The sequence below is a fragment of the Curtobacterium subtropicum genome (assembly GCF_030362975.1).
GTDB lineage: Bacteria > Actinomycetota > Actinomycetes > Actinomycetales > Microbacteriaceae > Curtobacterium > Curtobacterium subtropicum.
On sequence record NZ_JAUCMM010000008.1, the window covers coordinates 102,019 to 126,576 of the forward strand.

Consider the following 24,558-nt stretch of genomic DNA (forward strand, 5'->3'; position numbering starts at 1 on the left):
GTGCTTCGTTCGAGACCTCGAACGAACGAGGAACGGCCCAGGACCTCAGCGCGCGGGGAGCCGCACGACCGCGACGGCCCCGCCCTCCGGCGCGTTCGCGAGGGTGGCGTCACCACCGGCTCGCTCGGCGATCCCGCGGACCAGTGCCAAGCCGAGACCGCTGCCGCCGAGGACGGCCCGGCGGGCGTCGTCGGCCCGGGTGAAGCGGTCGAAGGCGTGGGGCAGGAAGTCCTCCGGCACCCCGGGTCCGTCGTCGCGCACCACCAGGTCCAGCGCACGGTCCGCCCGCTGGGCGAGCTCGATGCGGACCTCGACCGCGGGAGCGCCCGCTGCGATCGAGTTCGCCACCAGGTTGTCGACGATCCTGCCGAACGCCGCCGGGGTGACCGCGTACCGTTCGTCGCCGTCCGGGACGTCCACGGTGAAGTCGACCCCGCCGGTACCGCCGAGGGCCCGTGCACGATCGACGCTGCCCATCAGCTCCGTCACGAGCGCGGCCGCCGGGGTCGAGGGTGTGGGCTGGGTCTCGTCGAGCCGGCTGAGCTCGAGCATCGTCTCGGCGAGCGCGGTCAGGCGGGCGGCGTCGGACTCGGCGGCCGCCAGCTCACGTTCGAGCGCGACGGCGTCACCGGACGACCGGTGCGCGAGCTCGAGTCGTGCCGTCAGTGCCGCGAGCGGTGTCCGGAGCTCGTGGCTGGCGTCGGACACCATCCGGCGCTCGCGTGCGGCGTTCTCGCGCTGCCGATCGATGAAGGCGTTGAGGGTCCGTGCGAGGTCGGCGAGCTCGTCCTCCGACGGTCCGACGGGCAGGTGACCGGTCGCCTCGCCGCCGCTGAGCGCCTCGGCGGTCCGACGCATCCGTGTGACCGGCCGGAGCGCGACGGTCGAGAGCGACCAGGCGGCGAGTCCTGATGCGACCAGGGCGAGGAGGGTCCCGACGACGAGCGAGCGGTCGACGCGTTCCACCGTCTCGTGCCCGGCACGACCGTCGTGGGCTGCCCAGACGACGAACCTGCCGTCGTCGTTCTCGACCGGGGTACCGACGACCGTCGCCTGGCGGTGCCCGTCACCGAGCCGCAGGGTCGTGGTCGCCGTGGGCACGCCGTCCGGGAGCGCCCGGCGGAGGTCCTCCGGCAGCGTGTCGACGATCCATGCACCGGTCGAGGAGCGGATCCCGACGAGGACGCCCTCGGCCGGTCGGTCCGGTTGTTCGTCGGGGTTCTGTCGGAGGTCGGAGACGAACGGTGCCGCGTCACCGGCGGCGAGGGACCGGTCGGTCTCCAGCGTGGCCTGTCGGACCTCGACGTGGAGCACGAGGGCGATCAGCGTGAGCACGACCGCACCCACGAGCACGCTCCCGATCGTGATGCGTGCCCGGACGGACAGCCGTCGCAGCCACCTCACGGCGCGGTCAGGACATCGAGCGCGTAGCCGACGCCTCGCACGGTCCGGATCACGACGTCGGCGCCGGATGCCTGCAGCTTCTTGCGGACGTAGCTCACGTACTGGTCGACGATGGTGGGGTCGAAGTGCTCGGCGCTCCCCCCAGACCTCCCGCAGCACCTCCGCTCGGGTCCGGGTCTCCGGTGACCCCTGTGCCAGGAACCGGAGGAGCGAGAACTCCTTCACGCTGAGGGGCAGGTCACGACCGGCGACGGTCGCCCGCACGGTCACCGTGTCGAGCCGGACGACGCCGATCTGCACGACGGTCACGGCACCGGCGGCCCGTCGTCGGAGCTGCGCCCGGATCCGGGCGTTCAGCTCGGCGATCGCGAACGGCTTGGTCAGGTAGTCGTCCGCGCCCGCGTCGAGCCCGAAGACCCGGTCGTCGACGGCGTCCCGTGCGGTCACGAGGATGACCGGGAAGTCCTGGCCAGTCTCGCGCAGCCGTCGACAGACCTCGAAGCCCGTCATCTCCGGGAGCATGACGTCGATCGCCGCCGCGTCGAACGACTTCGTGGCCGCCGTGACGAGCGCCGCGACACCGTCGGTCACCACCGTCACCGTGTGGCCCTCGCCGACGAGCCCGCGCTCCACGAGCGCACCCATCTCCGGGTCGTCCTCGACCACCAGGATCTCTGCCACGTGCACCTCCGTCCGACGATCATGCACGACGGGTGCCGTCAGGCGGTCGGGACCTGTCCGGCACGGAGCATCGCCCGCTCCAGGAGTTCGAGGTCGATCCCGACGTGCCGCCGTGCGAGCACCCCGGCGTCGACTGCACGGCCGTCACGGACGGCGTCGACGAGCCCCTCGTGCTCGCGGAGCGCGCGTTCCTCCATCTCGGTCATGCCGTCGGCGCTCCCCCAGAGGTGCGCGGGCGCCGCGATGGACACCTGCGACTCGAGGTCGGCGAGCGCCGCGGCCAGCACGGGGTTGCGTGCGGCGTCGATGATCGCACGGTGCAGCACCGCGTCCGCCTGCTGTTTCTCGAGCCCGGACGCTGCGGCGCGGAAGTCCTCGAGCCGCGTGCCCAGCGCCGTCCGTTCCTCGTCGGTGATCCGCTCCGCCGCTGCGGTGGCGAGCGCGCCGTGCAGCAGGGCGATCGCGTCCGTGGTGTCGCGGATGCCGGCCCACCGGGCGAGGAGCGTCCGGCCGACGGCGTCGGAGGACGAGTCCGGCCACTGCGAGCGCACGAAGGTCCCACCGCCACGACCTCGACGGGTCTCGAGCAAGCCCCGGTCGACCAATCGTGCGAGGGCCGCGCGCACCGTGACACGTCCGACCCCGAGGAGCACGGCGAGCTCCCGCTCGGGTGGCAGCCGCGACGCGGGCAGGTACTCGCCCACGGCCACGGCCGTGACGAGCCGGTCCTCGACCTCGTCGACCCGGGTCTCCGTCGCGCGATCTGGCACTCGGCCCCCTCCTTGCGTTTCGTCCACGTTAAAGGACGAGAAAAGGTATTGCAGGGGACCTTTCACGGGTCCATGCTGTGCGACATGTCCCGCATCACCGAAGGCACGATGCCGTTCCAGGACGGCGAGACCTGGTACCGCATCACCGAACCCGACGCCCCGACGCCAGGCACGCTCCCCCTCGTGGTCCTGCACGGGGGCCCGGGCATGGCGCACGACTACCTGCGGAACCTCGCGGTCCTCGCCGACGAGACCGGTCGTACGGTCGTGCACCACGACCAGTTCGGCTGCGGTCGCAGCTCCCACCGACCGGACGCCCCGGCGGAGTACTGGACCCCGCAGCTCTTCGTCGACGAGTACGCCGCCCTCGTGGCCCACCTCGGTCTCGGCGACCACCACGTCCTCGGTCAGTCGTGGGGCGGCATGCTCGGGTCCGAGATCGCCGTCACGCAGCCGGCGCACCTGCGGTCGCTCGCGATCTGCAACTCCCCCGCGTCGATGCAGCTCTGGGTCGACGGCGCCGCCGAACTCCGTGCGCAGCTGCCGGCGGACGTGCAGGACGCTCTGACCAAGCACGAGCAGGCCGGCACGGTCGACGACCCCGAGTACCTCGCCGCTACGCAGGTCTTCTACGAGCGCCACGTCTGCCGGGTCGTCCCGATGCCGGCGGACTTCGTCGACTCCGAGGCCCAGATGGAGCAGGAGCCGACGGTCTACCACACGATGAACGGGCCGAACGAGTTCCACGTCATCGGCACGATGCGCGACTGGACCGTGATCGACCGGCTCGACCGCGTGGCCGTCCCGACCCTCGTCGTCGCCGGTGAGCACGACGAGGCGACACCCGCCACCTGGCAGCCGTTCGTCGAGCACATCGCCGACGTCCGCCAGCACGTCTTCCCCGGGGCGAGCCACTGCTCGCACCTGGAGCAGCCCGAGGAGTTCCGCCGCGTGATCGCGGCGTTCCTCGCCGAGCACGACGACCAGCCCACCGGCTGACCACCCGTCGGTCGGGAGGCGCGTGCCCACCCCGCCACGCGCCTCCCGACCGTCGCCCCACCGGACCCGACGAGCGCCGCCCACCCGGCCACGCGCCTCCCGTCCGCCCTTCCCTTCCCACGCACCGTCCCTCCCCGAACGGAACCGACATGTCGCAGCAGCACAGCGAGCTCTCCGCGCAGCAGCAGCTCGAGGCCTACGGCTACAAGCAGGAGCTCAAGCGCTCCGTGTCCACCACCGACCTGCTCGTCTACGGGCTCGTCTTCATGGTGCCGATCGCCCCGTGGGCGATCTTCGGCACCGTCTACAACGCGTCGAGCGGCATGGTGCCGCTCGTCTACCTGGTCGGCCTCGTCGCGATGATCTTCACCGCACTCGCGTACGCGCAGATGGCGAAGTCCATCCCGCTCGCGGGCAGTGTGTTCTCGTACGTCGGCCGCGGCATCCACCCCACCGCCGGGTTCTTCGCCGGCTGGGCGATCCTGCTCGACTACCTGCTGGTCCCGACGCTGCTCTACGTGTTCGCGGCCGAGAGCATGGTCGGCATCTTCCCCGGCACGCCCCGCTGGCTCTGGGCGCTCGTCTTCGTCGCGATCAACACGGTCATCAACCTGCTCGGCGTCTCGTCGCTCAAGCTCGCGAACCGGGTCTTCCTGCTCATCGAGCTGGTGTTCGTGGCGATCTTCGTCGTCATCGCGATCGTCGCGCTGACCGGCGGGACCGTGCCCGGCGCGTCGTTCAGCACCGACCAGGTGTGGGACCCGTCGAAGGTCTCCGCGCCGCTGATCGCCTCGGCGCTGTCGATCGCCGTGCTGAGCTTCCTCGGGTTCGACGGCATCTCCACCCTGTCCGAGGAGTCCACCGGCCGCCGTGGTGGAGCCGGTACGGCGATGGTCCTCGCACTCGTCATCGTCGCGTTCCTGTTCGTGCTGCAGACCTGGCTCGCCTCGGCGCTGGCCGCCGGCCGCGACGCGTTCCCGGACGACGAGGTCGGCAACGCCTTCTTCTCGATCGTCCAGCAGGCGTCGTCGAGCGGCTGGGCGACCGCCTTCTTCGCCGTCAACGTCCTCGCCGTCGGCATCGCGAACGCCATGGCCGCGCAGGCCGCGACGAGCCGTCTGCTCTTCTCGATGAGCCGCGACCGGCAGCTGCCGGCCTTCCTCCACAAGCTCAACGGTCGGCAGGTCCCGCAGAACGCGATCATCGTCGTCTCGGTGCTCTCGGCGATCCTCGTGCTGTTCTTCGTCGGACAGATCGACACCATCTCGTCGCTCGTGAACTTCGGCGCCCTGTTCGGCTTCATGCTCCTGCACGTGTCGGTGTTCGTGCACCACGTCGTGAAGGGGAAGTCCCGCAACTGGCTGCTGCACCTCGTCGTGCCGCTCATCGGCTTCCTGATCATCGGCTACGTCCTGCTCAACGCCGCCGTCGAGGCGAAGGTCGGCGGCATCGTCTGGCTCGTCGTCGGCGCCGCGGTGTTCCTGTACTACCGCCGGACCGGCCGCTCGACCGAGGTCGGGTCGGAAGAACCGAGCACACTGGGCGAGGGGTCCGTCGACCCCGCCCCCACCACCGCGGAGGACCGCCGATGACCACACCCGACCACTTCCTGCCGAACACGCTCGGTCGCCCCGGGTTCTCCGCGGACCGGGACCCGGTGCTCCGCCTCACCCCGGGCACCGGCGAGACGATCGGCTTCGAGACCACCGACGCCGTCTACGCCGAGCTCGACGAGCACCACGACCTCGCGCAGCTGCAGGCACCGATCAACCCCGTCACCGGCCCGGTCTGGGTCGAGGGTGCCGAGCCCGGCGACACCCTGGCGGTGCACATCCACGACATCGAGCTCACCACCCACGGGTGGTCGGTGTCGCTGCCCGGGTCGGGGGCGCTCCAGCACGTCATGCCCGAGGGCGTCTTCGCCCGCCGCTGCCCCATCGAGGACGGCGTCGTGCACGTCACCGACCGGCACGCGTTCCCGGTCCGGCCGATGATCGGGTGCATCGGCGTGGCGCCGGCGTCGGGGACGAACTCGACGATCATGCCCGCGACCGCCGAGGGCGGGAACATGGACGTCACCGAGGCCCGACCCGGCTCGACCGTGTACCTGCCCGTGCGGGTCCCCGGTGCCCTGCTGTCGATCGGGGACGTCCACGCGATCATGGCCGAGGGTGAGTCGTCGTTCGTCGCGATCGAGGCGCAGGGTACCGCGATCGTGTCCGTCGACCTGGTGCGGGGCCGCCGACCGCTCCGTGCGCCGCGCATCGAGACCGACGACGCGTGGCTCTTCGTCGGGCTCGGCGACCCCGTGCAGGAGAGCGTGCGGCGCGGGTACGAGGACGCGTTCGCCTTCCTGGTCGAGGACCACGGTTTCACCGCCGAGGACGCCTACGCCGTGCTCAGTGCCGTCGGCGACTCGAAGCTCGGTGGGCCGACCGGGTCCGGTGACCCGGACCCGCTGCACCCCTTCGCGGCGGTCGGTGCGGTGACGCTGCACCGGGTGCCGAAGGCGGTCCTGTAGCGGTCGGCGGACGGGAGGCGCGTGGCGGGGCCGCCCCGTGCCTCCCGTCCGGCGGGCGGTAGACTGCCCGACAGTGACACATCTCCCTGTGCAGTGACGACGCGCTCTCCCAGCGTGTGCCGTCCGGCCCTCCGCCGTCCGGAGTTGATCGCCTGCGCCCACGGACGGGACTCCTCGACGGAGTCCCGACGGCCAGGCACACCCTCCCGATGCACAGGAAGACCTTCTGATGACCCACGCATGCCTCGACGTCGACCCGCGCGCCGACCTCCGCCCCGACTGCACCCGTTGCGCCGCGCTCTGTTGCACCCTCCTCGGTTTCACCCGATCGGCGGACTTCCCCGTCGACAAGCCCGCCGGGACACCCTGCGGTGAACTCAGCGTCGACTTCGCCTGCACCATCCACGACCGCCTCCGCCCTCGTGGCTTCCGAGGGTGCACCGTCTTCGAGTGCTCCGGCGCCGGTCAGCGCGTCACCCAGGAGGTCTTCGGCGGCGTCTCCTGGCGCGCGCGTCCGGACCTGGCACCGGCGATGTCCGCCGCTTTCGCGGTGGTCCGGGTGCTGCACGAACTCGCCTGGTACCTGACCGAGGTCGCCGACCGGAGCTGGGACCCCGACACCGCGGAGCACGCCGCTGCCATGGCTGCCGACTGCATCGCGCGGTCCGGGAGCGACCCGGCGACCCTCGCCGCACTCGACCTCAGCGCGCTCCGTGGCACTGTCCTCCCCCTGCTCGATGCCGTGCGCGACGAGGCCCGTGCGCGGTTCGCCGCGGCGGACGAAGACGTCGACGAACGACCCCTGCCCGAGGACCTCGCCGGCCGCGACCTGCGGCGAGCGGTCCGACGCGGTTCGAGCCTGCGGAACGCGGTGCTCATCGGATCGGACCTGCGTGGGACGGACCTCAGCGGAGTCGAGCTACTCGGCGCAGACCTGCGTGGCGCGCGGCTCGCCGGTGCCGACCTGTCCGGCGCCCTGCTCCTCACGCAGTCGCAGGTCAACGCGGCGGACGGGGACGAGCGGACGCTCCTGCCGACCTGGCTCGAGGTGCCGTCGCACTGGCTGCACGGATGAGCGCACCCGCCGCGGCGCACCGGCCGGTGGGGCCACGAAGCGACAGGCTGCGCGGCGTGCTGCCGCACAACGCGGGGCAGCTCGCGCGACGGATCTCAGTGGCGCGACCTGCTTCCGGTTGTGCGGACGATCCCGGGCGCACGGAACGAGCGGACGGGGACGACGGGAGCCGGTCGAGGTGGACGGTCGATGTCGGCGGACGGGAGGCGCGTGGCGGGGCCGCCGCGTGCCTCCCGTCCGATGGGCGGAGACAGGTGTCGCGTGGCCGGCACCGGGGTCCGCTAGCGTCGGGAGCATGACGACGGCGTACGGGACGACGGAACCGGACAGCAGGGGGCGGACCGGTCTCGACCGGGTCGGACGGAACCTCGACCGCAACCCGGACGTCGTCGTGCGGGACGTCGAGGTGACCTCCGACGGGTGGCACGTGCTCCGACGGACGACGTTCGACGTCCGCGGGACCGACGGCACCTGGACCACCCAGCAGCGCGAGACCTACGACCGCGGCAACGGCGCGGCCGTGCTGCCGGTCGACCGAGCGCGCGGCACCGTGCTGCTCACGCGGCAGTTCCGCTTCCCCGCCTACGTGAACGACCACCCCGACGGCATGCTGGTCGAGGTCGCGGCGGGACTGCTCGACGAGGACGACCCGGAGACCGCGATCCGGCGCGAGGCGCTCGAGGAGCTCGGGGTCCGACTGGGCGACCTGCGCGAGGTGACCGCCGCGTACATGAGCCCGGGGTCGGTGACCGAGCGGGTGCACTGCTACGTGGCCGAGTACTCCCCCGCTGACCGCATCGAGGTCGGGGGCGGCCTCGTGGGCGAGGGCGAGGACATCGAGGTGCTCGAACTGCCGGCCACCGAGGCGCTCGCGATGATCGACGACGGGCGGATCGTCGACGGCAAGACGATCCTGCTGCTGCAGTGGGCAGCGCTGCACGGCCTCGTGGTCGGGCAGCACACTCAGTCGTAGCCGAGGACCACCGACGGGTCGTCGCCGTCCGGGTCGGGACCGGACGCCGGTTCCGTGCGCGTTGCGGGCGCACGGCGTACCGCGGGTACCGCGGGCGCCGCGGGCGCCGCGGGCGCCGCGGGTGCGAGCGTTCCGCTCATCGGTGCGACCGACGGCGCGGCGTGACTTCGCGGGACCGCGACCGAGCGGCGGGACGGACCACCGGCTCTGGCATCGACCGCCACACCTGCCCCCAGACCTGCTCGTACTCGACGCGGGACACCTGCCCGCGGCGGACGGCGTCCTCGACCAGGCAGAGCAGGTCGAGCGAGGCCTCGAGGAGCCGGACGTCACCGTGCACCTCCGGCCGACCGTTGCCGTGGAACACCGTCACCGTCAGGGTCCGGATGCCTGGGCGGACCCGCCGGGTGGCCCGGACGAGCAGGACGAAACCGGCGGCGTAGACCAGGACCGCGACGACGACCCCGAGCGCGGGCACGCGGTGCAGTGCCACGACGAGTGCCACCGCCACGAGTGCGCCGGCAGCGCCCCAGACCTGGAGCGCCCGGAGCAGCAGGAGCTCACCGGCGGTGGTGCCGGGTGCGTGCACCTCGAGCGTCCGGCCGCTCCACAGCGCCCGGGTGACGGGCTGCACGGAGCACCGCCCCCATGGGTGCCAACCGGTGCGGCGGAGGGGGTGCGGGTGTCGGTCTCGGTACGTGTCCACGTCGTCCACACTGGGACCGACCGGGCGGCGGTGGGCCGGTCCTCACGGTCCCCTGACGCTGCGGACCGGTTCCCGTGCACCGACCTGACGCTGCACGTCCCCCGGTACCGTTGCCGGATGGACGACCACATCCTCGCCGCCGCCCTCGTGACCGACGCCGCGCGGCTCGCAGCCGACATGCGACGGGACGGGACCGACGCGGAGCGGAAGACCTCGGCCGCCGACCTCGTCACCGCCGCGGACCGCGCGGCCGAGGAGCTCGTCCGCCGGCTGCTGCTCGAGCACCGTCCGGACGACGGGGTGCTCGGCGAGGAGGGCGCCCGCGCGGAGGGCACCGGCGGACGCCGCTGGACCGTCGACCCGATCGACGGGACCTGGAACTACGTCGCCGGACTCCCCGCGTGGTGCAGCGCCGTGTCGCTCGAGGTCGACGGCGTGCTCCGGGTCGGTGCCGTGCGCCGCCCGACCGTCGACGAGACCTGGGTGGCGTCCGACGGCGCGACCACCCGCAACGGCGAGCACGTGCCGCCGCTGCCGGACGTGGCGCTCGCCGCGACGAGCGTGGCGACGTTCCTCAACAGCTCCCACCTGCGTGCTGCCGAGACGGGGCCGATGACCGGGCTCCTGGCCGCCGCCGCGACGGTGCGGATCAGCGGGTCGGGGTCGTGCGACATGGTGGACGTCGCCGCCGGGCGGATCGGGCTCTGGGTGCAGACGGACTGCGCCGACTGGGACTGGCTCCCGGGGCGTGCGCTGGTCGAGGGTGCCGGCGGTGTCGCGACCGTCTTCCGGGCGCACGGGCACGACTGGCACCTCGCCGGTGCCCCGACGGCGGTGCGGCAGGCGGCCGGGCTGCTCGGCGCCTGACCCACCCGGTGGAGCGGGGCGGCGACCATGCCCTGTGTGGAGGGGCGGCACTGCCCGAAGCCGCCCCTCCACACCGTCCGGTGTACCTCGTCGTGCACCGGACGCGTCCTCGGCGGTACCCCCACCGAGACGTCCTGCCGTCAGGCGGTGGCCTGCAGGCGGTCCTGGTCGTCGACGGCGATCTCCACGGTGCCCGACGCCGTGGGACGTCCCAGCGCGCGGAGCTCCCAGCCCGCCGCGCGGTAGGCGTCCGCGTCGAGCGCGTGCCGGCCGTCGACGATGCGTCGGTGGTGCACGAGGGCGCCGAGGTCGTGGGGGTCCACCGTGCGGAACTGCTCCCACTCGGTCAGGAGCACGACCACGTCGGCGTCGATGACGGCCGCGGTGAGCGACTCGGCGTACCGCAGGGTCGGGTACGAGCGTGCGGCGTTCGCCATCGCCTCGGGGTCGTACACGGTGACGACGGCACCCGCCTCGTCCAGCATCCTCGCGACGTCGAGGGCCGGCGCGTCGCGGATGTCGTCGGAGTTCGGCTTGAACGCCGCACCGAGCGCCGCGATCCGCTTGCCCGCCACCGATCCACCGGCCATCTCCGTCACCAGGTCCACGGTGCGCTGCCGGCGCCGCAGGTTGATCGCGTCCACCTCGTCGAGGAACCGGACCGCCTGGCCGACGCCGAGCTCCTGCGCCCGGGCGGAGAAGGCCCGGATGTCCTTCGGCAGGCACCCGCCGCCGAAGCCGAGACCCGGCTTGAGGAACCGGCCGCCGATGCGGGTGTCGTGGGACAGGGCGCTCGCCAGGACGCTGACGTCCGCCCCGGCCGCCTCGCAGACCTCGGCCATCGCGTTGATGAAGGAGATCTTCGTCGCGAGGAACGAGTTGGCAGCGACCTTGACGAGCTCCGCCGTGGGCAGGTCGGCCACGACGAGCGGGGTCCCCTCGTCGAGGATCGGTCGGAACGCTGCCCGCAGCTGGGCCTCCGCCCACGCCGACCGCACGCCGAACACCAGCCGGTCGGGGTGCAGCGTGTCCTGCACCGCGTAGCCCTCGCGGAGGAACTCCGGGTTCCAGGCGACCTCGACCTCGGCGCCGGCCGGCGCCACCTCCGCGACGAGCGCCGCGAGTCGCTCGGCGGTCCCGACGGGCACGGTCGACTTCCCCACGACGAGCGCACGCCGGTCGATGTGCGACGCGAGCTCGCGGAAGGCCGAGTCGACGTAGGCGAGGTCGGCGGCGTGCGACCCCCGCTGCTGGGGCGTCCCCACGCAGACGAAGTGCACGTCGCCGAACTCGGCGGCCTCGCGCAGCGACGAGGTGAACCGGAGCCGACCGGAGGCGAGGGCCTCGGCGAGCTGCTCGGGCAGGCCGGGTTCGTGGAAGGGCACCCGGCCGGCCACCAGGGCCTCGACCTTGGCGGGGTCGACGTCGACGCCGAGGACCTCGTAGCCGAGGACGGCCATCGAGACGGCGTGGGTGGCGCCGAGGTACCCGGTGCCGATGACGGTCAGGCGGGGGTGGTCGACGACGGGTGGCATCCCGGTGGCCGGGATCGGGGTGACGGAAGCAGACATGGGAAGGCTCGCTCTCGGGTCGCGAAGGGATGGGTGTGGACGGTGCGGACGGACCGCGGGGACCGTCGTGCGTCAGTCGGTGCAGCTCGTGGTGCTGAACTCGTTCGAGCCGACCACGGTGTTGTCGCAGGAGACGGTGTTGCCCTCGACGGGGCGGAAGGCGAACGCGACGCCGTCGGTGTTGCCGAGGTCGACGCGGTTGTCGGTGAAGGTGTTGTCGGTGCCCCAGCCGGAGAGCAGCTCGTGGGTCTGGAACCCGTCGAGCGGCGATCGGACGCCCCGGTTGCCGGTGATCGTCCAGCCGTTGCCCTTCACGTCGACCCAGGAGTCGGCGTGGTTCTCGCCCTGCATGCCGACACCGTCGAAGGAGTTGTCCGACAGCGTGCCGCCGGTGGTGCCCTCCTTGATGTCGACGTTCTCGGCGGCGGTGTCGGAGATCGTGTTCCCGGTGACGACGTTGCGGTCGCTCCGGTCCTCCTGGCAGTCCGAGACCTTGCACCAGTTGCTCTTCGAGGACCCGACGTAGATGCCCTCGCCGAACTGCGGCTTCCGGAGTCCGGTCCTCGTGACCGAGCTCCCGCTCACCGTGTTGTCACTGCTGCCGGCGCGGAGGTGGATGCCCTCGTCACCGATGTCCTGCACGGTGATCCCGTCGACGGTCGTGTGCTGGACGTCGTCGAACATGACGCCCTTCTGCCCGTTCTGCACCGTGAACCCGGCGAGCCGCCAGTGTGACGCCCCGTCGAGGTGCAGGACGTAGCCCTTGTCGGTGCTGCCTCCGTCGAGGACGGCGCCGGTCGGGCCGCACAGGGTGATCGGCTGCGCGGAGGTCCCCGCGGCGCTGCCGGTGAAGTTGCCCGTGTACGTTCCCGGTGCCATCGCGATGACCTGGCCGGCGGCCGCCTTCGACAGCGCCGCCTCGAGCGCCTTCGCGGTCGAGACCGTCGTCGTCGCATCGGCCGAGCAGGACAGGTCCGCCCGCTCGGCGTCCGGCGCCGTGGTCGGAGCCGTCGACGGTGCCGACCGGATGGGTGACGGCGTCGGAGCAGTGGCCCGCTCCGACGGGCGGGGTGTGTCGGCAGCCCGGGGCGCCCCGGGCGTGCTCGCCGCGACCCAGACCCCGCCGACCACGACCGCGCCGACGACCAGACCGACGGCACCCACGACCAGGTGGGACCGGAACCTCCGCAGGGGTGTCGTCATCGGTCAGCTCGCCGTCTGCGGCGTCGCGCCGCCCGGGTCGGCGGCGTGCGAACCGCGGGCCGTCGGCGCCGGGGGCAGACCGAGCGACACCGGGTCGACCGCGCCGCGGGTGAAGCTCGACAACGGCGCGAGCTTGGCGTACGGGTGCTCGCGTCGACCGGCCGAACGGCGCCGACGGATCCCGCCGATCGCCGCGATGAGCACGACGAGCAGGAGCACGGTCCAGAGCACGGTCAGCGGCTGGAAGATCGCGCGCAGGGTCACCAGGAAGGGCTTGGTCGAGTGCCACTCCACTGTCGTGTTGCCCTGCTGTGCGGCCCCGTCGGACCGGGCCAAGTCGATGGCGCTCGGCCCCGACCCGCGGACGGAGTTGTCCTCGATCTGCGTGCCGTCGACCGCGCCGACCGTCGTGACGCCGTGCATCCGCGCGTCGGTCACGGTGTTGTTCGTCACGGACGATCCGGTCGCGCCGCGCAGGTACACGCCGATGTCGGCGCCGCTGATCGAGTTCTCGGAGACCTCGGTCGCGCTCGGACCATCGACCACGGCGATGCCGTTCTGCGTCGAGTCCTTGACCACGTTGTTCCGGATCACCACGTCGTCGGCGTCGTGCCGCACGACGATGCCCATCTGGTTGCCGGTGGCGGTCGATCCGCTGATCCGGACGTTCTTCCCGCCGATCACCTCGACGCCGTAGCGGCCGTTGTCGGCGCTCGTGCTGTCGGTGAGGGCGTTGTTGCCGTACGTGGTGGTCGGCATGCCGGCGGAGTTCGGGCCGTCGGCGAGGCCGCTGCCGTTCAGGGTGATGCCGTTCCGCCCGTTGTCCGTGGCCTTCACCTGGCTGAACACGATGCCCGTGGACGCACGGGTCATCTTCACGCCGTCCATGGCGTTGTCGGTGGACTGCACCGACGTGAAGGTCGAGTTCGTCACGTAGCGGTGCAGCACCAGACCGTCGATCAGGGAGTGCTCGACGGTGGCGTTCGACATCGTCACGCCGTCCGCACTCGTCAGGAACAGCCCGTAGGCGTTGCCGTCGAACGTGACGTGCTGGACGAGCGCCGAGACGTAGCTGTAGGCGCCGGCACTGGCCGAGCTTCCGCCGGTGCTCGGCAGCGCCCCGGTCGGCAGGATCGCGTTGCCGAAGACGTCCTGCGTGGTCCGCTTCGTCTTGCCCTGCTGGTCGCCGGACGCCTGGTCGAGCGTGGTGAGGTCGGTACCGGTCAGCGAGACGCCCCCGGTCGTTCCGCTCCAGAACCCGAGGTGCGAGAACGACGCGTACTTCAGCGTCGCGGTGCCGCCCTGGACCCGGACGTACGCCCGCCCGTCGGACGTCTGCGTGTCGACGGCACCGGCCTGCGGGTCCCACGCGTCGATCGCGACCGGGGACTTCGCCGACCCGACGACCTGCAGGCCACCGGCCTGCGTCACGATCGAGACGAAGCCGTCGTGGTTGCTCTTCAGGTGGATGCGGAGGCCGTCCGGGCTCGCGAGCCGCAGGGTCGCGCCGTTCTCGACGACGATGTTCTCGCTGAGGAGCCACGAGCCGTCCGGCTGCTTCACGAAGGTGGACGGCGCGAGCTCCGTGAGGTCGTCGATCGTGTACGGGGCGCCACGCGCCACCAGCACCAGCGTGTACGACGACCCGGTCGCGAGCCGGTACGGCTGGGAGACCGCGAGCCCGCTCCAGCGAGCCGCCGATGCGAGTGCCCGCACGTTGTAGATCCGGTCGTTCTCCGCGGAGACGAGCCGCGCCTCCTTGTCCGGGTCCCCCTCGTAGGGACGCCCGACCGGGGTGGCCCCGCCGGGCGCCGTGGCCGTCGAGCCGGAACCACCGGTCGCCGCACTCGCCGCGGGCGCAGCGGCCACGCCCGTCAGGACGAGTCCCCCGCCGATCGCCAGCGCGGTCGCACCACGCAGGATCGTGGCGCGCAAGCCGCTCACGCTGCCACCGCCTGGTCGTCGGCAGCAGCGGAGGCCGCGACCGCGCCGGGCTGGACGACGACACCGTGCGCCGGACGCCGGGTCTCGACGACGGGCTCGGGCTGCAGCGTCCGGGCCTGCTGCCCGTCGCCCCCGACCTGGTCGGCGTGCCGGGTGAGCCAGCCCTGCTTGTTCATCGTGACGAACGAGTACACCTTGATCGGCAGGGCGACCGCGATCACCACGAGGGCGAGCAGCGGCAGCACGAACAGGTCCAGCGGGTGCCGCTTGAGGTTCGAGACGCCGCGGACCGCGCGACCGAAGAGCAGCCAACCGACGGTGAACAGGACGCCGACCGTGCTGAGCTCCAGGCGGCTGAAGAGCAGGTACCACATCGTGATGCCCATGGTGACCGGGGTCAGGATGATCTGCAGGACGGTGATCTTGGTCACGAACGGCACCCGCCACACCCATCCCTTCGCGATCGCCGTCAGGTACGTGCGGTACGAGTTGCGGCTCCAGCGGATGCGCTGCTTGAAGAACGCCTTGCCGCTCGCGGGGAACATCGACAGCGCCTTCGCCGACGACTGGTGCACGGTCTTGTAGCCGGACGCGATGACGAGCCACGTCAGGCGACCGTCGTCACCCGCGATGCACCGGCGGCCGAGGAAGAACTCGTTCTCGAGGTTGTCGAGCACGGGCAGGACCGCGGAGCGACGGTACGCGGCGGTGCGCCCGGACAGGATCGGCACGGCGCCGGCGGCGCCCATCGCGGGGACGTAGTTGAAGTACCGGAGGTTCACCAGCCAGTCCGCGATGATGCGCCAGATGCTGGAGTTCCGCTGGTACACGTTCTGCTGCGTGCCGACGCCACCGACGCGCTCGTCGACGAAGGGCATCTGCACGGCCTCGAGGAGACCGGGCTCCCAGGAGGTGTCCGAGTCGACGAGGACCAGGACGTCGTACTTCGCGCGACGGATGCCCTCGCCGAGCGCGCTGCGCTTGCCGACGTGGTGGAAGAGCACCGGCTTGACGGTGGGGTCGCCCACGGCGACGATCCGGCGGTACGCCTCGGTGTCCGCGACGTCGAGCACGATGATGATCTCGTCCGGGTGCTGCTCCCGCCAGGAGTCCAGGCAGCGGAGCAGGATGTCGGGGTCCTCGTGGAACGACGGCACGACCACCGAGGTCGTCGTGCGGAAGCCGTTCTCGACCGGACGGGCTCGTGCCGAGAGCACGACCCGGTAGAGCCAGAGCGCCCAGACGATGATGCCGGCGATGCCGATCGGGAAGTACTTGAGCGCTTCGTGGCCGAAGGCGGCGAGGTTGTCGAGCACGACCTGGGTCGAGGTCTGCGACGCGAAGAGGACGAGCGGGTGCATGAGGTCGGGTCCTTCGTGCGGTGTTCGGTTTCGGGTACGGAACACGACACTCGGCAGCACCGCACGACGACGCACCGCGCAGGGTGACGCGGAGAGAGGCCAGGGTCAGCGGTGCAGAGAGGGTCGGGACAGCGCCGGATCCCCCCGTCGCTGCAAGCCGCCAGGCCGGTCCAGGGAGCGTTGTCCCGCGTCCGACGCTGAGCGTTGGGCTGAACGTACTCTCGGGTGTGTCGCACCACAAGCACAGGAGACCGCAATGCGGGTTTGCGCGAATCCGTAGCACGGTGTTCCGCCACACTGGTGCGGTGACGACTGCGCTCCAGCCGCCCGCCCGCGGCCTCGCCCCGCTCTACCTCGCCGGCTTCACCACCGCCTTCGGCGCCCACGGTGTCGCGAGCGTGCTCGGCGCCGAGACCGACGACCTCGGGCTGTCGCTCGTCACCCTCGGTGCCGTGCTCGCCCTCCACGACGTCGCCGAGGTCGTGCTCAAGCCGCTCTTCGGCGCGCTCAGCGACCGCATCGGCGCCAAGCCCGTCATCGTCGGCGGCCTGGCCGGCTTCGCGCTCGCCTCACTGCTCGCCGTCGCGTTCCCCTCGGTCCTGGTCCTCGCGCTGGCCCGGCTCGGTCAGGGTGCCGCCGCGTCGGCGTTCTCCCCCGCGTCGTCCGCCGCCGTCGCACGGCTGGCCGGACGCCAGCGGCTCGGCCGGTACTTCGGCCGCTACGGCGCGTGGAAGAGCCTCGGCTACGTGCTCGGCCCGGTGCTCGGCATCGTGCTCGTCGAGGGCATCGGCCTGCGCGCGCTGTACGTGGCGCTGACGGTCCTGGCGATCGTCGCAGCTGCGTGGGTCGCGGTCGCGATGCCGGCCCTGCCCGTCCACCCGCGGCGGCGCACGACGCTCGCCGACCTGGTCCGGCAGACCACGGACCGGTCGTTCCTCGTCCCGACGCTCCTGCTCGCGACGACGACCGGCGTGCTCGGCGTCGTGGTCGGGTTCCTCCCGCTCGTGGCGGTCCGGCTCGACCTGCCCGCCCTCGTCGGCGCGGTCGCCATCGCCGTGGTCGCCCTCGTCTCCACCGTGCTGCAACCGCTCACGGGGCGGCTCCGCGACCAGGGTCGCCTCGACACCCGTGCCGGGTGCACGGGGGGACTTCTGCTCGCCGCCGCCGGACTCGCCGTCCTCGCAGCCCTGCCCGGCCCGGTCACGCTGTTCGTCGCGGCCGCGGCGGTCGGCGGCATGCTCGGCACGGTGACGCCGCTCGCGTTCGCGCACCTGGCCGCGTCCACCCCCGACGACCGGATGGGCCGGACGATGGGCAACGCGGAGCTCGGGCGTGAGGTCGGTGACGCCGGAGGGCCGCTGCTCGTCGGCGCCGTGGCGACGGCCTGGAGCCTACCTGCGGCCATCGCCGTCGCGGCGGTCGCGACCGCCGCGGTGGGCGCCACGTGTTGGCGGGCACTGCGCGCGGATGCCGACGGTGCCCCGGACACCACGGGGACCGACGCCGACGTTGCGGGGCCACCGACCGGCTCCTGACGCGACACGGCACCGGACGGGAGGCACGGTGCAGGCCGGCCACGCGCCTCCCGTCCGTCCCGGTCGGACCGGGCACCGTCGGGGTCAGGACGCGACGGCTCCGGACCAGAGCAGGACCGGGGCCAGGACGAGCAGGACCGCGCAGAGAACGGGACCGCGGGTCCACAACGCGGCGGGCTGCCCCTCACTTGATGCCGGTGGAGGCGATGCCCTGCACGAACTGCCGCTGGAAGGCGAGGAACACCACGAGCAGCGGCAGCACGGTGACGGTCGCGATCGCCATGACCGCACCCCACGGCGAGCTGAACGCCGGGTTGTTCGTCAGCGTGGACAGCGCCACCGGCACGGTCAGGTTCTCGTTCCCCTGCAGCACGACGAGCGGCCAGAGGAAGTCGTTCCACCGGGTCATGAACCCCAGGATCACGAGGACGCCGACGAGGGGCCCGCACGACGGCAGCACAACACGGAAGAACGTCTGGAACTCCCCCGCGCCGTCGAGCCGGGCAGCCTCCATCAGCGCGTCCGGGACGCCGAGCATGAACTGCCGGGCGATGAAGATCCCGACGACGTCGAACACCGTCGGCAGGATCACCGCCCACGGGGAGTCGACGAGTCCCATCTTCGCGACGACGAGGAAGCTCGGCACGATGGTCACCTGGATCGGGATCATGATCGTGACGAGGAACGCGGCGTAGAGCAGCCCGCGGCCCCGGAACCGGAACTTCGCGAGCGCGTACCCGGCCATGAGCGACACGACGACGCTGAGCGCGGTGCCGAGGCTCGTGATGAGCGCCGAGTTGCCGAGCCACCGCCACACCGGCTGGGTGCTGAACACCTGGGCGTAGTTGTCGAAGGACGGGTCCGCCGGGAACAGGTAGAACGAACCGCTCTGCGACTGCCCGCCCGGTGTGAGCGCCGACACCACCATCCAGTACAGCGGGAACACCATCACGACGGCCAGGGCACTCAGGACGGCGACGAGCAGCCACCGGCCGGGGCGAGGGCGGATGCGGGTACGCGGCGGTGCGGTGCGGGACAGGGCCGAGCGGCCGCGGGTCTCGGTGAGGGCCATCAGTGCATCTCCTCCGCCTTGCGGTTGGCCCGCTGCCGCAGCAGCGTGAACACGAGCAGGATCGCGACGAGGACCAGTCCGAGGGCCGCCGCGTAGCCCATCCGGGCGTCGATGAACGCCGACCGGAACACGTACTGGATGAGCACGGTGGTCGAGAAGCCGGGGCCACCACCGGTCATCACGTAGATGACGTCGAAGGCCTGCAGCGAGAAGACCACGTTGAGGATGAGCAGGATCGACGTCGTCGGTCGGAGGAGCGGCCAGGTGATCGTCCGGAACCGTGCCCAGCGGGACGCGCCGTCGATCGCGGCGGCCTCCTTGAGCTCGGTGGGCACGGACTGCAGCGCGCCGAGGTAGATCACCATGCAGAACCCGATGCGGGTCCACACCACCACGATCACGAGCGTCACCATCGCCCACCCGGGAGCGGTCAGCCACGGCAGCCGCCCGAGCCCGAGCGCTTCGAGCAGGTTGTTCACCACGCCGTAGTCGCCGTTGAAGATCCACGACATCACCACACCGACGACCACGCCGGCGGCGACCATCGGGACGAAGAACAGCGCCCGGAACACCCCACGGCCGGGCAGCGGACGGTTCAGTGCCACGGCGAGCGCCAGGCCGATCGCCATCGACGTCGGGACCGTCCCGACCGTGAAGACCAGGGTGTTCCCCAACGCGGTGAGGATCAGCGGGTCGGAGCCCATCGTCGCGAAGTTGCCAGCGCCGATCCAGTCGCCGTCGCCGACGGAGGTGCTGCTGTCCCGCAGGCTCAGCAGGACCGCGATGACGATCGGCACGAGCGAGAACGCCAGGAAGAGCAGTCCGGCGGGCCCGACGAAGACGTACGGGACGAAGCGGCCCCGTCGCGTCCCGGTGGTGCGGCCGGCGGGCAGGCCGCCGGTCGGTGGAGTGGTCGTCGCCGTGCGCACCGGCGCGGTCTCAGTTCGCAGTGACACTGCGCATCGCCCCCATCATCTGGTCTGCTGCGTCCTTCGGGCTGAGCTGCCCGAGGAGACACAGGTCGAGGTAGTCGGCGAAGACCGCGTTGAGCGACGCGAAGTACTGGCCGCTCTCGGCCTTCACCATCGACAGCGGGATCGTCGAGCCCTGGTCGATGAACTGCTGCATGGTGTCGGAGTGGGTCGCGTAGCCGATGTCGGCGGCGTCCAGGGACTTCCGCGCGGGGAGCCAGTTGCCGTCGTGGCAGAACCGTTCGACGTTCGCCCGGCTGGTGATCATGACGACGAGCTCGGCCGCGAGTTCGGGGTACCTGCTGGACTTGGTGACCGCGAGGGCGTTCCCGCCCAGGTCGCTCGCCTCACCGGTGTTGCGGACCATGGGTGCGGTCCCCCAGTGGTCGGGCATCTCCTGGTCGAGCTGCGCCATCGGTTCGGGGTTGTTGAGCATCATCCCGATCTGGCCGGTGGTGAACAGGTTCCGGGCGACGTCGCCGCCACCGGTCTTGCTGAGGTTGCCCGTCGTGGCGAGCCCCTCGGCGTACCACTTCCGCCCGAACTCCAGAGCGCCGATCGCCTCCGGGGTGTCCATGGACGGGGTCGCGCCGTCCTCGCCGAGGAACGCGCCGCCGTTCTGGTACACGAACGGCAGCCAGCGGTAGGCGGTCTCCGGTCCGCTCCACCCGTAGCCGAAGGCGTACTTGCCCGTGACCTGCTTGACCTCGCGGGCGACGTCGAGGAACTCGTCCCAGGTCCACGCATCCGCGAGTGCGGTCGGCGGCGTGACGCCGATCCGCTCCATCACCCGGCGGTCGTAGTAGGTGATGAAGTTGTCGGTGTGCTGGAACACCCCGTACACACCGTCGTTCCGGGCGCCGATGGCCCAGAACGGGTCGGTGTAGTCGGCTCGGTAGTCGGCGGGGATCTGCCCGCTGATGTCGACCAGGCTGCCGTTCGCGGCGTACCGACCGATCTGCTGCGGGGTGATCCGGATGATGTCGGGAGCGAGGTCGGCAGCCAGGCGGGTGATGAACCACTGGTGGAACTGCCCGGTCGTGACCTCGACGGCGACGCTCGTGCCCGGGTGCGTCGCGACGAACTCGTCGGCGATCGCCTGGTAGCTGGTGATGTCGGTCGGGATGTTCCACGTCGACAGGCGGATGTGCTTGGTTCCGCCGTGGGCGGACGTGCCCTGCCCCGCACAGGCGGCGAGGGCGCCGGCCATGGAGATGCCGGCGAGGGCGAGGAACCCCCGTCTGGCCAGCTGGGGGGATGGTCGGGTCGGCATGGTCCTCTCCTTCGAGGTCGTGGTGCCGGGTGCGTTCGGACGGGAGGCGCGACCCGCGTGGGCGCGTCGTCGCGCCCCGCGTGGACGGGTCGCGACCGGTGCGGTGGTCGCGCGACCCGACGGGTGGTCGCGCCGGTGCGGGGACGGTGACCCCGCACCGGGCGTGCTGTGTCAGACGAGCGCGGGACGGGCCTCCCGGTCGGTCACCGCGGTCGTACCGGACGCGTCAGCCGGACGGAGGGACTCGGGGAGCAGCGCCGCGTGCGCGTGGAGGAGCTCGTCGGTCATCTCGGCGATCCGGTCGAGGGTGAGGTGGGCGGCGGTCAGTGGGTCGAGCGCGACCGCGTGGTGCACGTGCGCCACGTCACCGGTCAGGGCCGCGCGCACGGCGAGCGTCTGCACGTTGGTGTTCGTGCGGTTGAGCGCGGCGAGCTGGGGCGGGAGCTCGCCGAACGACGTCGGCTGCACGCCCTTGCCGTCGACCAGGCACGCGACCTCCACGCAGGCGTCGGACGGCAGGTTCTGGATGACGCCCGTGCTGTTCGGGACGTTGCCGTACACGACCGCGGGGATGCCGGTGACGATCGCGTTCACGATGCTCGCGCCGTACTCGACGCTCGGGGACAGGTCGGCCTTGAGCTTCTCGAGCTGCGCGTCGACGTCGCCCTGTTCGTCGTGCGCGAGGCAGATCTCGTAGTAGTCCCAGCGTTCCGGGATGTACTCGCGCACGGTCTCGGGGTCCTTGCGGAAGTACGGGACGTACTCGCTCGCGTGGTGGCTCGACTCGGTCTCGAAGTACCCGAACGACCGCATGAGCTCGGTGCGGACCTGCTCGTTCCCGCCCTCGTAGTTGCTCGCGGCGACGGCGGCCTCGCTGTGGTCCCCGTCGTCGTCGTGCAGGTCGGACGCCGCGACGCCCCGTCGGTGCTTCGCGGACATGACCTCGCGGAGGCGCGGGTACAGGTCCTCGCCGCCCCGGCGCCGGAACTCGAGGATCCAGGCCTGGTGGTTGATCCCGGCGCTGACGAACTCGACCTCGTCGTAGGGCACGCCGAGCGTCCGGGCGAGCATCCGTGTGGTGCCCTGCACGCTGTGGCAGAGCCCGACGGTCCGGAGCCCCTTCGCGTTGAGGAACGCCGTCGCCATCGCCATCGGGTTCGCGTAGTTGATGAACTGGGCGTCCGGGCAGAGCTCGAGGGCGTCACGGGCGATGTCCTCGTAGGCGCGGACCGAGCGGAGGAACCGGAAGACCCCGCCGGGGCCGACGGTGTCACCGACCGCCTGGTCGATGCCGTACCGCCGCGGGATCTCGACGTCCCACCGGTACGACTCCACGCCGCCGACCTGGAACGTGATGATGACGACGTCGGCGCCGTCGAGGGCTTCTCGACGGTCGGTGGACTCGAGGACCTCGACGCCGAGGCCGTGGTGGGCGACGAGTTCGCGTGCGGCCGTCGCGGTGCGGGCGACCCTGCCCGCGTCGAGGTCCATGAGGTGCAGCGTCGCGTCCTGCAGGGCTGGGAAGCTGACGAGGTCGCCGATGAGCCGGAAGGGGAAGACGAAGCCGCCGGCGCCGATGATGGTGATCTTGGTCATGCCGTCACGCTAGGAAGCGGCGCTCCCCCGGGTCCTCCGGCTCCGGACGCCAGGGTTCCAAGATCCTCGGACGGGCCGAGTCGGAGGGGTGCGCCGGGGGTCGCCGGGGTGCGCCGGGGTGCGCCGGGGTGCGCCGGGGGTGAGCCGGAGTGCGCCGGGCGTGCGCCGGCCCTGCCGGCCGGACGAGGTGCTGCCGTAGGCTCGCGGTGTGCTCGACGTGGAGACGATGGAAGCGGCGTACTGGAGCCACCGCGGCCCGGCGCCCCTCATGGCGTCGTCGCACCGCCACGACGACCTCGAGATCAACCTCGTGCTCGAGGGGCGGCTCGACTACCGGTTCGGCGGCGCACCGGTGAGCGTCCACGCGGGCGAGATCGCACTGTTCTGGGGGTGGACGCCGCACCAGCTCGTCGGGGACGGCACCGGGACCGGGCAGTTCCGCTGGGTCCACATCCCCCTCGGCGAGGTCCTAGCCTGGGGCCTGCCCGACCACGACCTCGGCGCGATGCTCCTCAACCGACCCGTCGTCGTGCCCACGGCCGCCGCCGGACGGGACGTCGAGTCGATGCTGTCGTCGTGGCAGCGGGACTTCGCGGACGACGGTGCGGAGGTCATCGCCAACCTCGAGGCCCAGGCGCTGGTCCGACGGCTCCTGCGCCACCACCGCGACACCCTCGTCCTGCGTGACGACGACGGGCACGGGACTGCCGACGGGATGCACCGCGTGATCGACATGGTGCGCTTCGTCGTCGACCGCTTCCGGGACCCCATCGAGGTCGCCGACGTCGCCGCCGCGGCACACCTGCACCCGCACTACGCGATGACGGTGTTCCGGCAGGACGTCGGCGCCACCATCGTGGAGTACCTGACGCGGTGCCGTGTCGCCGAGTCGCAGCGGCTGCTCGCCACCACGTCGCTGACCATCGGGGAGATCGCGCACGCGGCGGGGTTCGGGTCGCAGTCGAGCTTCTACGCGCACTTCACACGGGCGTGCGGGACGGCGCCGGGGACGTACCGGGCGCAACTGCGCGAGGGTCGGACGCGGTAGCTCGTCATGGCATCGTCAGGAGCAGGCCCTTGCACGCGGTGACGGCGGTCCTCTTCGTGCTCGTCCTCTGCGGAGCGGTCACCGTCGGGCAGAGCAGCGGTCGCGGAGCGACCAGGAGACCGCCGATCGCAACACTCGCCGGTCTGGTCGTCGTCGGCGTCCCCACCGCCGTCCAGCTGCTCGCGGCCCCGTCGCTGCTCTCCGCGTGGGAACGTGACTGGCCGCGGATGCTCGACGGACAGTGGTGGCGACTCGTCACCTCGCTCACGGTGCAGGACGGCGGTCTGGCGGGGGCGCTGCTCAACCTGGCGAGCCTCGCGGTGGTCGGGTTCTTCGCGGAGCGGGTGTGGGGCCGACGCGCCGTCGTCGTCATCGCGCTCGTCTCCGGTGTCGGTGCGCAGTTCTGGGGAGCGGTCGTCCAACCGGTGGGAGCGGGGAACTCCGTCGCCGTGATGGGCCTCGCGGCGGCGCTCGCCGTCGCGACCGTGCCGGGTCGGTCCACCCGGGTGCGTGCCGTGTCGATCGGGACGTCGGTCGTCGGGGTGGTCCTCTTCGTCGTCGGCGACCTGCACGGTGGCGCGTTCGTCCTCGGCGCGATCTGCGCCGTGGTGATCGTGCTCAGGCGCCGTCTGCGGCGAGCCCGAGCTGCACGGCGAGCTCCATCGCCCGGAGGCGTGCCGGCGAGAGGTCGTGGGGCAGGCGCCTGATCACAGCCGCAGCCTTCGTGGCCTCGTCCCCGGCGGCTGCGGCGACGTCGACGTCCTCCGCGGGGTGCTGCGCGTCCCGGGCGTCGAAGACCCGCATCAGGGCGGTCTCGACGGCGTGTCGCTCGGCGGCGACCTGCGTCACCCTCGGGTCGTCGACGGCCACGGTGTCGTCGAGCACAGCGGACCTCTCGGGACGGGACAGGGCGTGCTCCGAGCAGACCACATGACGCAGCGGCAGGAGCAAGGTGGTCGGGACCGCGTGTCGGACAGGAGGCGCGGGG

The 24,558-nt window shown here is 71.9% G+C and carries 21 protein-coding genes; 9 read left to right on the top strand and 12 right to left on the bottom strand.

Going from position 1 to position 24,558, the window contains the following annotated elements; all coding sequences use genetic code 11:
• Positions 1–45: 45 nt before the first annotated feature.
• Both QUG98_RS12135 and QUG98_RS12150 read right to left on the bottom strand, forming a co-directional pair.
• Positions 46–2,085 carry a response regulator gene (locus QUG98_RS12135; RefSeq protein WP_434533442.1) on the bottom strand — a complete coding sequence of 680 codons (2,040 nt, stop codon included), beginning with the start codon at positions 2,083–2,085 and terminating at the stop codon, positions 46–48.
• 38 nt (positions 2,086–2,123) lie between these two features.
• Positions 2,124–2,855, bottom strand: a complete 732-nt coding sequence (locus tag QUG98_RS12150; RefSeq protein WP_289470766.1) for a FadR/GntR family transcriptional regulator — start codon at positions 2,853–2,855, stop codon at positions 2,124–2,126.
• A gap of 84 nt (positions 2,856–2,939) precedes the next feature.
• On the opposite strand from QUG98_RS12150, the gene QUG98_RS12155 reads away from it, so the two are divergent.
• The 5 genes from QUG98_RS12155 to QUG98_RS12175 all read left to right on the top strand — a co-directional run bounded on the left by QUG98_RS12155 (position 2,940) and on the right by QUG98_RS12175 (position 8,423).
• Positions 2,940–3,854: a proline iminopeptidase-family hydrolase gene (locus QUG98_RS12155; RefSeq protein WP_289470767.1), complete on the top strand. Its 915-nt coding sequence runs from the start codon at positions 2,940–2,942 to the stop codon at positions 3,852–3,854.
• Between the two features lie 149 nt (positions 3,855–4,003).
• Positions 4,004–5,446, top strand: coding sequence for an APC family permease (locus QUG98_RS12160; RefSeq protein WP_289470768.1), 1,443 nt, complete (start codon positions 4,004–4,006; stop codon positions 5,444–5,446).
• On the top strand, positions 5,443–6,375 hold the full coding sequence (locus QUG98_RS12165) for an acetamidase/formamidase family protein (protein WP_289470769.1): 933 nt from the start codon (positions 5,443–5,445) through the stop codon (positions 6,373–6,375). Before QUG98_RS12160 ends, QUG98_RS12165 begins: the two co-directional genes overlap by 4 nt.
• 229 nt (positions 6,376–6,604) lie before the next feature.
• Positions 6,605–7,450: a pentapeptide repeat-containing protein gene (locus QUG98_RS12170; RefSeq protein WP_289470770.1), complete on the top strand. Its 846-nt coding sequence runs from the start codon at positions 6,605–6,607 to the stop codon at positions 7,448–7,450.
• Between the two features lie 295 nt (positions 7,451–7,745).
• Complete coding sequence (locus QUG98_RS12175) at positions 7,746–8,423, top strand: NUDIX domain-containing protein (protein WP_289470771.1); 678 nt, start codon at positions 7,746–7,748, stop codon at positions 8,421–8,423.
• Between the two features lie 136 nt (positions 8,424–8,559).
• Here QUG98_RS12175 and QUG98_RS12180 read toward each other — a convergent pair whose 3' ends face one another.
• Positions 8,560–9,138 carry a DUF6611 family protein gene (locus QUG98_RS12180; protein WP_353067847.1) on the bottom strand — a complete coding sequence of 193 codons (579 nt, stop codon included), beginning with the start codon at positions 9,136–9,138 and terminating at the stop codon, positions 8,560–8,562.
• 108 nt (positions 9,139–9,246) lie between these two features.
• Here QUG98_RS12180 and QUG98_RS12185 point away from each other — a divergent pair, with 108 nt between their 5' ends.
• On the top strand, positions 9,247–9,996 hold the full coding sequence (locus tag QUG98_RS12185) for an inositol monophosphatase family protein (RefSeq protein WP_289470773.1): 750 nt from the start codon (positions 9,247–9,249) through the stop codon (positions 9,994–9,996).
• 140 nt (positions 9,997–10,136) lie between these two features.
• Here the strand turns inward: QUG98_RS12185 and QUG98_RS12190 are convergent, their stop codons facing one another.
• From QUG98_RS12190 to QUG98_RS12205, 4 genes are all read right to left on the bottom strand, one after another.
• Entirely contained in the window at positions 10,137–11,567 is a 1,431-nt protein-coding gene (locus QUG98_RS12190) for a UDP-glucose dehydrogenase family protein (protein ID WP_289470774.1), read from the bottom strand.
• A gap of 72 nt (positions 11,568–11,639) precedes the next feature.
• Entirely contained in the window at positions 11,640–12,770 is a 1,131-nt protein-coding gene (locus tag QUG98_RS12195; RefSeq protein ID WP_289470775.1) for a right-handed parallel beta-helix repeat-containing protein, read from the bottom strand.
• A gap of 3 nt (positions 12,771–12,773) precedes the next feature.
• Positions 12,774–14,714, bottom strand: a complete 1,941-nt coding sequence (locus QUG98_RS12200; RefSeq protein ID WP_289470776.1) for a right-handed parallel beta-helix repeat-containing protein — start codon at positions 14,712–14,714, stop codon at positions 12,774–12,776.
• Positions 14,711–16,075, bottom strand: a complete 1,365-nt coding sequence (locus QUG98_RS12205) for a glycosyltransferase (RefSeq protein WP_289470778.1) — start codon at positions 16,073–16,075, stop codon at positions 14,711–14,713. The genes QUG98_RS12200 and QUG98_RS12205 overlap by 4 nt, the downstream gene beginning before the upstream one ends.
• 305 nt (positions 16,076–16,380) lie before the next feature.
• Between QUG98_RS12205 and QUG98_RS12210 the strand changes: the two genes are divergently transcribed.
• Positions 16,381–17,610, top strand: a complete 1,230-nt coding sequence (locus QUG98_RS12210) for an MFS transporter (protein WP_289470779.1) — start codon at positions 16,381–16,383, stop codon at positions 17,608–17,610.
• A gap of 184 nt (positions 17,611–17,794) precedes the next feature.
• On the opposite strand, the gene QUG98_RS12215 is transcribed toward QUG98_RS12210, so the two are convergent.
• The 4 genes from QUG98_RS12215 to melA all read right to left on the bottom strand — a co-directional run bounded on the left by QUG98_RS12215 (position 17,795) and on the right by melA (position 22,522).
• Complete coding sequence (locus tag QUG98_RS12215; RefSeq protein WP_289470781.1) at positions 17,795–18,682, bottom strand: carbohydrate ABC transporter permease; 888 nt, start codon at positions 18,680–18,682, stop codon at positions 17,795–17,797.
• Positions 18,682–19,638 (bottom strand): carbohydrate ABC transporter permease, encoded by a 957-nt coding sequence (locus QUG98_RS12220; RefSeq protein WP_289470782.1) that lies wholly within the window; start codon positions 19,636–19,638, stop codon positions 18,682–18,684. The genes QUG98_RS12215 and QUG98_RS12220 overlap by 1 nt, the downstream gene beginning before the upstream one ends.
• Positions 19,622–20,926, bottom strand: a complete 1,305-nt coding sequence (locus QUG98_RS12225; RefSeq protein ID WP_289470783.1) for an ABC transporter substrate-binding protein — start codon at positions 20,924–20,926, stop codon at positions 19,622–19,624. The genes QUG98_RS12220 and QUG98_RS12225 overlap by 17 nt, the downstream gene beginning before the upstream one ends.
• A gap of 171 nt (positions 20,927–21,097) precedes the next feature.
• Complete coding sequence (melA, locus tag QUG98_RS12230; protein ID WP_289470784.1) at positions 21,098–22,522, bottom strand: alpha-galactosidase; 1,425 nt, start codon at positions 22,520–22,522, stop codon at positions 21,098–21,100.
• Positions 22,523–22,730: 208 nt separating this feature from the next.
• On the opposite strand from melA, the gene QUG98_RS12235 reads away from it, so the two are divergent.
• Together QUG98_RS12235 and QUG98_RS12240 are read left to right on the top strand one after the other, a co-directional pair.
• On the top strand, positions 22,731–23,570 hold the full coding sequence (locus QUG98_RS12235; RefSeq protein WP_289470785.1) for a helix-turn-helix domain-containing protein: 840 nt from the start codon (positions 22,731–22,733) through the stop codon (positions 23,568–23,570).
• 38 nt (positions 23,571–23,608) lie between these two features.
• A complete protein-coding gene (locus QUG98_RS12240) occupies positions 23,609–24,277 on the top strand; it encodes a rhomboid family intramembrane serine protease (protein ID WP_289470846.1) in 669 nt (222 codons plus the stop codon).
• Here QUG98_RS12240 and QUG98_RS12245 read toward each other — a convergent pair.
• Positions 24,189–24,455, bottom strand: coding sequence for a hypothetical protein (locus tag QUG98_RS12245; RefSeq protein ID WP_289470786.1), 267 nt, complete (start codon positions 24,453–24,455; stop codon positions 24,189–24,191). The genes QUG98_RS12240 and QUG98_RS12245 overlap by 89 nt on opposite strands.
• Positions 24,456–24,558: the final 103 nt, after the last annotated feature.

Coding starts and splice junctions, on each gene's coding strand:
- melA (WP_289470784.1), bottom strand. CDS start 22,522: ATGACCAAGATCACCATCATCGGCGCCGGCGGCTTCGTCTTCCCCTTC.
- QUG98_RS12185 (WP_289470773.1), top strand. CDS start 9,247: ATGGACGACCACATCCTCGCCGCCGCCCTCGTGACCGACGCCGCGCGG.
- QUG98_RS12205 (WP_289470778.1), bottom strand. CDS start 16,075: ATGCACCCGCTCGTCCTCTTCGCGTCGCAGACCTCGACCCAGGTCGTG.
- QUG98_RS12170 (WP_289470770.1), top strand. CDS start 6,605: ATGACCCACGCATGCCTCGACGTCGACCCGCGCGCCGACCTCCGCCCC.
- QUG98_RS12195 (WP_289470775.1), bottom strand. CDS start 12,770: ATGACGACACCCCTGCGGAGGTTCCGGTCCCACCTGGTCGTGGGTGCC.
- QUG98_RS12160 (WP_289470768.1), top strand. CDS start 4,004: ATGTCGCAGCAGCACAGCGAGCTCTCCGCGCAGCAGCAGCTCGAGGCC.
- QUG98_RS12155 (WP_289470767.1), top strand. CDS start 2,940: ATGTCCCGCATCACCGAAGGCACGATGCCGTTCCAGGACGGCGAGACC.
- QUG98_RS12165 (WP_289470769.1), top strand. CDS start 5,443: ATGACCACACCCGACCACTTCCTGCCGAACACGCTCGGTCGCCCCGGG.
- QUG98_RS12215 (WP_289470781.1), bottom strand. CDS start 18,682: ATGGCCCTCACCGAGACCCGCGGCCGCTCGGCCCTGTCCCGCACCGCA.
- QUG98_RS12190 (WP_289470774.1), bottom strand. CDS start 11,567: ATGTCTGCTTCCGTCACCCCGATCCCGGCCACCGGGATGCCACCCGTC.
- QUG98_RS12175 (WP_289470771.1), top strand. CDS start 7,746: ATGACGACGGCGTACGGGACGACGGAACCGGACAGCAGGGGGCGGACC.
- QUG98_RS12225 (WP_289470783.1), bottom strand. CDS start 20,926: ATGCCGACCCGACCATCCCCCCAGCTGGCCAGACGGGGGTTCCTCGCC.